The organism is Nesterenkonia sp. (assembly GCF_029265375.1).
GTDB lineage: Bacteria > Actinomycetota > Actinomycetes > Actinomycetales > Micrococcaceae > Nesterenkonia.
This window is the reverse complement of sequence record NZ_JAJUJJ010000021.1, coordinates 43,225-49,633: the sequence shown is the minus strand read 5'-3', so window position 1 is coordinate 49,633 and position 6,409 is coordinate 43,225. Positions and strand designations below refer to the sequence as shown.

The following is a 6,409-nucleotide window of genomic DNA, read 5'->3' as shown; positions in this document are numbered from 1 at the left end:
GCGCACACCCCTGCCTCCATCCTTTGACGGAGGCATCCGGGGCAAGCACTGTGGTCGAATGGCGGTGTGAACCGCAACTATCGCGCGCATCTGCAGACTGGTGCATACCTTGCACTCGCTGCCGGTGCGGTGCTTGTGGGCTGGGCCGGTCCCACCGATCTGCCCTGGTGGGAGCGGCACCCGTGGGATCCGCGGCCCTGGTGGCATCTGGTGACCTTGGCCGTGATGGGGGCAGTGATGCTGCTCAAGACCCGCCGACCCACCCCGGCGCTGGCGCTGGGCGGAGCCACTGTGCTGGCAGACCTCAGCTTCGGCTTCAGCGTAGGGATCCTGATCTGCTTCACCGACCTCATCTACAACCATGGGATTCGAGCGTCTGCCGTCCGGGCGAAGCTGATCGAACGCGTGCTGGCCGGCGTCGTGGTCCTCGTGACTGCGCTCGTGGCTTTCCTCGACGCCGTCTCATCAGCGGTGAGCGCGGGGCTTCTGGCCACGTCGAGGACCAGATCCGGCAGCGCCTGGAGCAGGAGCAGCACGCTGAGTTGGTTGCCCAGCAAGAGCGAAGGCGAGCCGCCGCGGTGGATCAGGAGCGGCGCCGAATGGCGCGGGAACTCCACGACGCCGTGCTCAACGCTGATCCCCACACCGAACGCGACCGGCACGCGCTGCACACCATCCGCCAGACCAGCCTCAGCGCTCTGGACGAGCTGCGCCAGATGGTTCAGGTTCTGCGTAGTCAAGGGCAGGAGAGCGACGACGGCGCCGCCGAGCTGCTCACCAATACGACATGGGACCAGGTGCTGGCCCATGCCCGGAACCATGGACTCAGTGTGGAGATCTTCGGCGAGCTGCCCGAGCACCTGACCCCGACAGAGCGTGGTGTAGTGACCCGTATCCTGCAGGAGTCTCTGGCCAATGCTCTCAGGCATGGCGCGCGGAAGGCTCTCGTGCGGCTCGAGCGCACCTCCCGGAGGCTGACACTGACAGTGGACTCCGAACCATCCGGTGCCGCCCGCGAGCCCCAGGTGCATGGTGCCGGCACCGGGATCATCGCTATGCAGAAACGAGCGCGGAGCATAGGAGGAAGCGTCACCGCCGCGGGGCACAATGGAGCTTGGCGGGTGCAGGCAGAGATCCCGCTGCAGCCCAGCAGAGGACCAGTTCAGCAGGGGCGGCAGTGAATACAGTGCAACCGGGCCATGGGCCAGCAGAGCCGATCACCGTGCTGCTGGCTGATGACCATTCCAGCGTCCGCGCAGGCATCAGGCTGCTGCTGGAGACCGCTGAGGGAATCAGCGTGGTGGGTGAGGCTGCTGACGGCGAAGCTGCCATCCGGCAGGCCCACGCCCTGAGGCCCGATGTGGTGCTGATGGACGCGCGCATGCCCGGAACAGACGGCATCGAGGCAACGAGGAGGGTGGTATCCGAGACGACGACCCAGGTGCTCATGCTGACCACCTTCGACCTTGACGAGGTGGTATTCGGCGCCCTGCGGGCCGGCGCGGCAGGATTCCTGCTGAAGTCGGCTGAGCCGGCTGACCTGATTGAGGCCGTCCGGCGGGTCTCTGCCGGAGACGGCGTCGTCGCGCCCGCGGTCACCCGCAGAGTGCTCGATGCCTTCGTCAGACAAGGACCGCCCCAGTCCCCGGCAGGGCCTTCGGCTGGTGACGAGCGCCTGGCGCAGCTGACCCCGCGGGAGCGTGAGGTGTTGGCCGCCCTGGACCGCGGGCTGGCCAACGCCCAGATAGCCGCCGAGCTGTTCATCACGGAGGCGACGGTGAAGACGCATGTCTCCAGCGTGCTGGCCAAACTTCATCTGTCCTCGCGGATGCAGGCCGCTGTGCTCGCGCTTGAGAATCACCTTTAGGATGTACGGGTGACTCCAGAAGAACTCTCCCAGGTAGTGCACTCCACCCTCATCCAGGCAACAGCCGACGGCGACGTCGTGCTGGACGCCGTCCCTGACCAGGTGCGAGTCGAGCGGCCCAAGAGCCGCGACCACGGAGACTGGGCCACCAATATCGCCCTGCAGCTGGCCAAGCAGGCGCAGATGAACCCCCGCCAGCTCGCCGAGATCCTGGCCGAGCGGCTGCGCAGCCATGAGGGCATCGCCGCCGTGGACGTGGCCGGCCCGGGCTTCATCAACATCACCCTCGACGCCGCCTCCGCAGGAGAGCTCGCCCGCACCATTGTGGAAGCCGGTGACACCTACGGTCACAATCAGGCGCTGAGCGGACGCACGGTCAACCTAGAGTACGTCTCCGCCAACCCCACCGGCCCGCTGCATATGGGCCACACCCGCATGGCTGCCCTGGGCGATGCCATCGGGCGGCTGCTGCGGGCCTCAGGCGCGCAGCTGACCACCGAGTACTACATCAACGACGCCGGCAGCCAGATGAACAAATTCGCCGAGTCGGTGCTGGCCGCACTGCACGGTGAACCCACCCCGGAGGGCGGCTACCCGGGCCAGTACATTCAGGACCTGGCCGAGCAGGCCGCGGCCGAACGGCCCGATCTGCGCTCCATGCCCCGCACGGAGGCCCTGCCGGTGGTCCGGGAGATCGCCTACCAGGCCCAGCTGGCGCAGATCCAGCAGACCCTGGCGGACTTCCACATCACCTTCGACGTCTACTTCTCCGAACGCACCCTGCACGCTGAGGGTAAGATCGACCAGGCCGTGGCCACCCTGCGCGAACAGGGGCATATCGAAGACCGCGACGGCGCAGTCTGGCTGCGCACCACCGACTTCGGCGACGACAAGGACCGGGTGCTCATCAAGGCGGACGGTGAACCCACCTACTTCGCTGCCGACGCCGCCTACTACCTGAACAAGCGGCAGCGCGGGTTCGAGGAGAACATCTACCTGCTCGGCGCCGACCACCACGGCTACATCGGACGGCTCAAAGCTATCGCCGCCTGCGCCGGGGACGACCCGCAGGCCAATATTGAGGTGATCATCGGTCAGCTCATCAGCGTCAAGGGCGCACGCCTGTCCAAGCGGGCCGGTAATGTGATTCTGCTGGAGGACCTCATCAGCTGGCTCGGCGCCGACGCGCTGCGCTACACACTGGCCCGCTACTCGGCCGACCAGCCGCTGGACGTGGACCCCGAGCTGCTGCGCGCCAAGACCAATGACAACCCGGTCTTCTACGTCCAGTACGCCCACGCCCGGGCGTGCAACGCCGCCCGCAACGCCGCAGCTCAGGGGGTCGAGCGCACCGGCTTCGACGCCGGGCTGCTGACCCACGAGCGCGAAGAGGAGCTGCTGGCGCACCTGGCCAAGTTCCCCACCGTGGTGGCGCGCTCAGCCGAGCTGCGCGAACCCCACCGGGTCGCCCGCTACCTGGAGGACCTGGCGGCCGCCTACCACGGGTGGTACGCAAAGTGCCGCATCGCCCCCAGCCTGGACGCAGACGGCCAGCCGGAGCCGGTCACCGACCTGAACCGCACCCGCCTGTGGCTCAACGACGCCACCGTCCAGGTGCTGCGCAACGGACTGGACCTGCTCGGCGTCTCCGCACCGGAGCAGATGTAGGACGGCGGGCCGAGATGACCGCAGCTGCACACCCGCTGGCGCCGGCCTGGCTGAGCCCCCGGGAACACACCGATGACTTGGAAGCCGAACTCTTCCCGGCCTACACAGCCCGCACCGCCGACGGGGAACTGACGCTGGGCGGGGTCCGGGTCTCCGTGCTGGCCGCCGAGTACGGCACCCCGCTGTATGTGATCTCCGAGGCCGACTTCCGGGCCCGCGCCCGCGGATTCGTCCACGCCTTCCGGCAAGCCTTCGCCGCCCACGGCGACCAGCCCGGAACTGAGGTGGAGGTCTACTACGCCGGCAAAGCCTTCCTCTCCACCCACGCAGCCCGCTGGGCCGCAGAGGAGGGCCTGAACATCGACACCGCCAGCGGTGGGGAGCTGGCCATCGCGCTGGCCGCCGGAGTGCCGGCCCATCGCATCGGACTGCACGGCAACAACAAATCCGACGCCGAGCTCACCCGGGCGATCGAACTGGGCGTAGGCCGGCTGATCGCCGACTCCGTGGAGGAGATCGAGCGCATCTCCGCCATCGCCCAGGACCTGGGACGCAGCGCCCCGGTGATGCTGCGGCTGACCCCCGGAGTCCACGCCTCCACCCACGAATACATCGCCACCGCCCACGAGGACCAGAAGTTCGGGCTGTCGCTGACACCTGTCCCAGGGGAGCGGAAGGACCGGGACAACCCCTATCTGGGGTCCCCCGCCTGGACGGCCGTGGAGCGCGCCGCGGCAGCCCCCGGCGTGGAGCTGATCGGCCTGCACTGCCACATCGGCTCGCAGATCTTCGAGCCCGACGGCTTCGAGGTCGCCGCGGGCAAGCTCATCGCCTTCGCCGCCCAGATGCGCGTCAGCCTCTCCAGCCGGCTGCCGGCCGGCGAGGACTTCGAGCTGGACCTCGGCGGCGGCCACGGCATCGCCTACACCGAGGCAGACCACCCCCGGGCGCCCGAGGAGATCGCCGCGGCGCTGGCCCAAGCAGTGCGCCGCCACTGCGCCGACCACCGGCTGCCCCTGCCGCGGATCAGCATCGAACCAGGCCGCAGCATCGTCGGCCCGGCCGGTGTGACCCTCTACACCGCAGGCACCACCAAGGACGTGGTGGTTGAGGACGGCCTCACCCGCCGCTACGTCGCCGTCGACGGCGGCATGGGGGACAACCCCCGCCCAGTGCTCTACGACGCCGACTACTCCGCCGTGCTGGCGTCCCGTCGGATCACCGGGCAGCACGTGCTGTCTCGCATAGTGGGCAAACACTGTGAATCCGGTGACATTGTGGTGCGAAACGTATACTTGCCACCGGCTGTGACACGCGGAGATATCCTCGCCGTCCCGGCCACCGGCGCCTACTGCCACTCGCTGTCCAGCAATTACAACTACCTGACCCGGCCCGCCGTCGTCGCCGTCGGAGACGGTCAGGTCCAGGTGCTCATCCGGCGTGAGACCGAAGAGCAGATGCTGGCCCGCGACACCGGCTATGCGCCCTAGGACGCCGCAGACCGCTGCCGACGTCGACACCCGAGGTCCATGACGTTCAATTGAGGTGATGATGACCCGCACCGAAGACACGATCCGCATCGGCCTGCTGGGAGCCGGCAGTGTGGGGGCCCAGGTGGCCCGGACCCTGGTGGAGGAGCGGGAGATGATCTCCGCCCGGGTGGGCACCCCGGTGCGCCTGGTCGGCGTCGCAGTGCGCGACCCAGAGGCCCCTCGCGACTGGAGAATCCCCGGCGAGCTGCTGACCACCGACGCCGAAGCCCTGGTGGACCAGGCCGATGTGATCGTGGAGCTCATCGGCGGACTCGAGCCTGCCGCCGGCCTCATCGACCGTGCCCTGCGCCGCGGCGCCGCTGTGGTCACCGGCAACAAGGCGCTGCTGGCCACCCGGGGAGCCGAGCTGAACGCCGTGGCCGCCGAGCACGGGGGAGTGCTGCGCTACGAGGCCTCCGTAGGCGGTGCCATCCCCATCCTGCGGCCCATCGAAGAGTCCCTCTCCGGGGACCGGGTGGTGAAGGTGATGGGCATCGTCAACGGCACCACCAACTACATTCTGGACCAGATGGACAGCACCGGGGCGGCCTTCGACGACGCCCTGGCCGAAGCCCAGCGCCTGGGCTTCGCCGAAGCAGACCCCACCTCCGACGTCGCAGGCCGGGACGCCGCAGCCAAGGCCGCCATCCTCAGCACCCTGGCCTTCCACGCCCCCTACAGCCTGGACGATGTCCACTGCGAAGGGATCACCGAGGTCACCCAGGAGGACATCGAAGCCGCGGCCATGTCCGGCTATGTGATCAAACTGCTAGCCATCGCGGAGAAGCAGACCGAGGGCGCGGTGCTGCGCGTACACCCCACACTGCTGCCGCGGACCCACCCGCTGGCCAGTGTCCGCGGGGCATTCAACGCCGTCTTCGTCGTCGCCGAGAACGCCGGAGAGCTGATGTTCTACGGCCAGGGAGCCGGCGGCCGGCCCACCTCCAGCGCCATCATGGGGGATCTGGTGGCCGTGGCGCGCCGCCTGCGCGCACCTCTGGCCGAGTCGCCCACCATCTCCAGCGAAGTGCAGCTGCCGGCCCTGCCGATCGAGAAGGCGACCACCCAGTACTACATCGATATGGACGTCGCCGACCGGGAAGGCGTGATCGCCGAGATCGCCCACGTGCTGGCCGAGCACCACGTCTCCATCGAATCCATGCGCCAGCCCGGAGTGGTGACCACGGAGGGCGAAGTGGAGGACTCCGACAACGGGGCGAAGGTCCAGATCGTCACCCACCTGGCCCGGGAGAAGGACCTGCAGGAGACCGTGGACGCCCTGCACGCACTCGATGTGGTCAAGACGGTCAACTCGGTGCTGCGCGTGGAGGTGGAGAAGTAG

General features: G+C 68.4%; 5 protein-coding genes. All 5 read left to right on the top strand.

The window, feature by feature from the left end:
* Positions 1-599 precede the first annotated feature (599 nt).
* Entirely contained in the window at positions 600-1,181 is a 582-nt protein-coding gene (locus tag Q1K09_RS09585) for a hypothetical protein (RefSeq protein WP_300345144.1), read from the top strand.
* Complete coding sequence (locus Q1K09_RS09580; protein WP_300345142.1) at positions 1,178-1,867, top strand: response regulator transcription factor; 690 nt, start codon at positions 1,178-1,180, stop codon at positions 1,865-1,867. Before Q1K09_RS09585 ends, Q1K09_RS09580 begins: the two co-directional genes overlap by 4 nt.
* A 9-nt stretch (positions 1,868-1,876) precedes the next feature.
* Positions 1,877-3,535 carry an arginine--tRNA ligase gene (gene argS / locus Q1K09_RS09575; protein ID WP_300345140.1) on the top strand — a complete coding sequence of 553 codons (1,659 nt, stop codon included), beginning with the start codon at positions 1,877-1,879 and terminating at the stop codon, positions 3,533-3,535.
* Positions 3,536-3,549: 14 nt separating this feature from the next.
* Complete coding sequence (lysA, locus tag Q1K09_RS09570; RefSeq protein WP_300345138.1) at positions 3,550-5,025, top strand: diaminopimelate decarboxylase; 1,476 nt, start codon at positions 3,550-3,552, stop codon at positions 5,023-5,025.
* Between the two features lie 61 nt (positions 5,026-5,086).
* Positions 5,087-6,409 (top strand): homoserine dehydrogenase, encoded by a 1,323-nt coding sequence (locus tag Q1K09_RS09565; RefSeq protein ID WP_300345152.1) that lies wholly within the window; start codon positions 5,087-5,089, stop codon positions 6,407-6,409.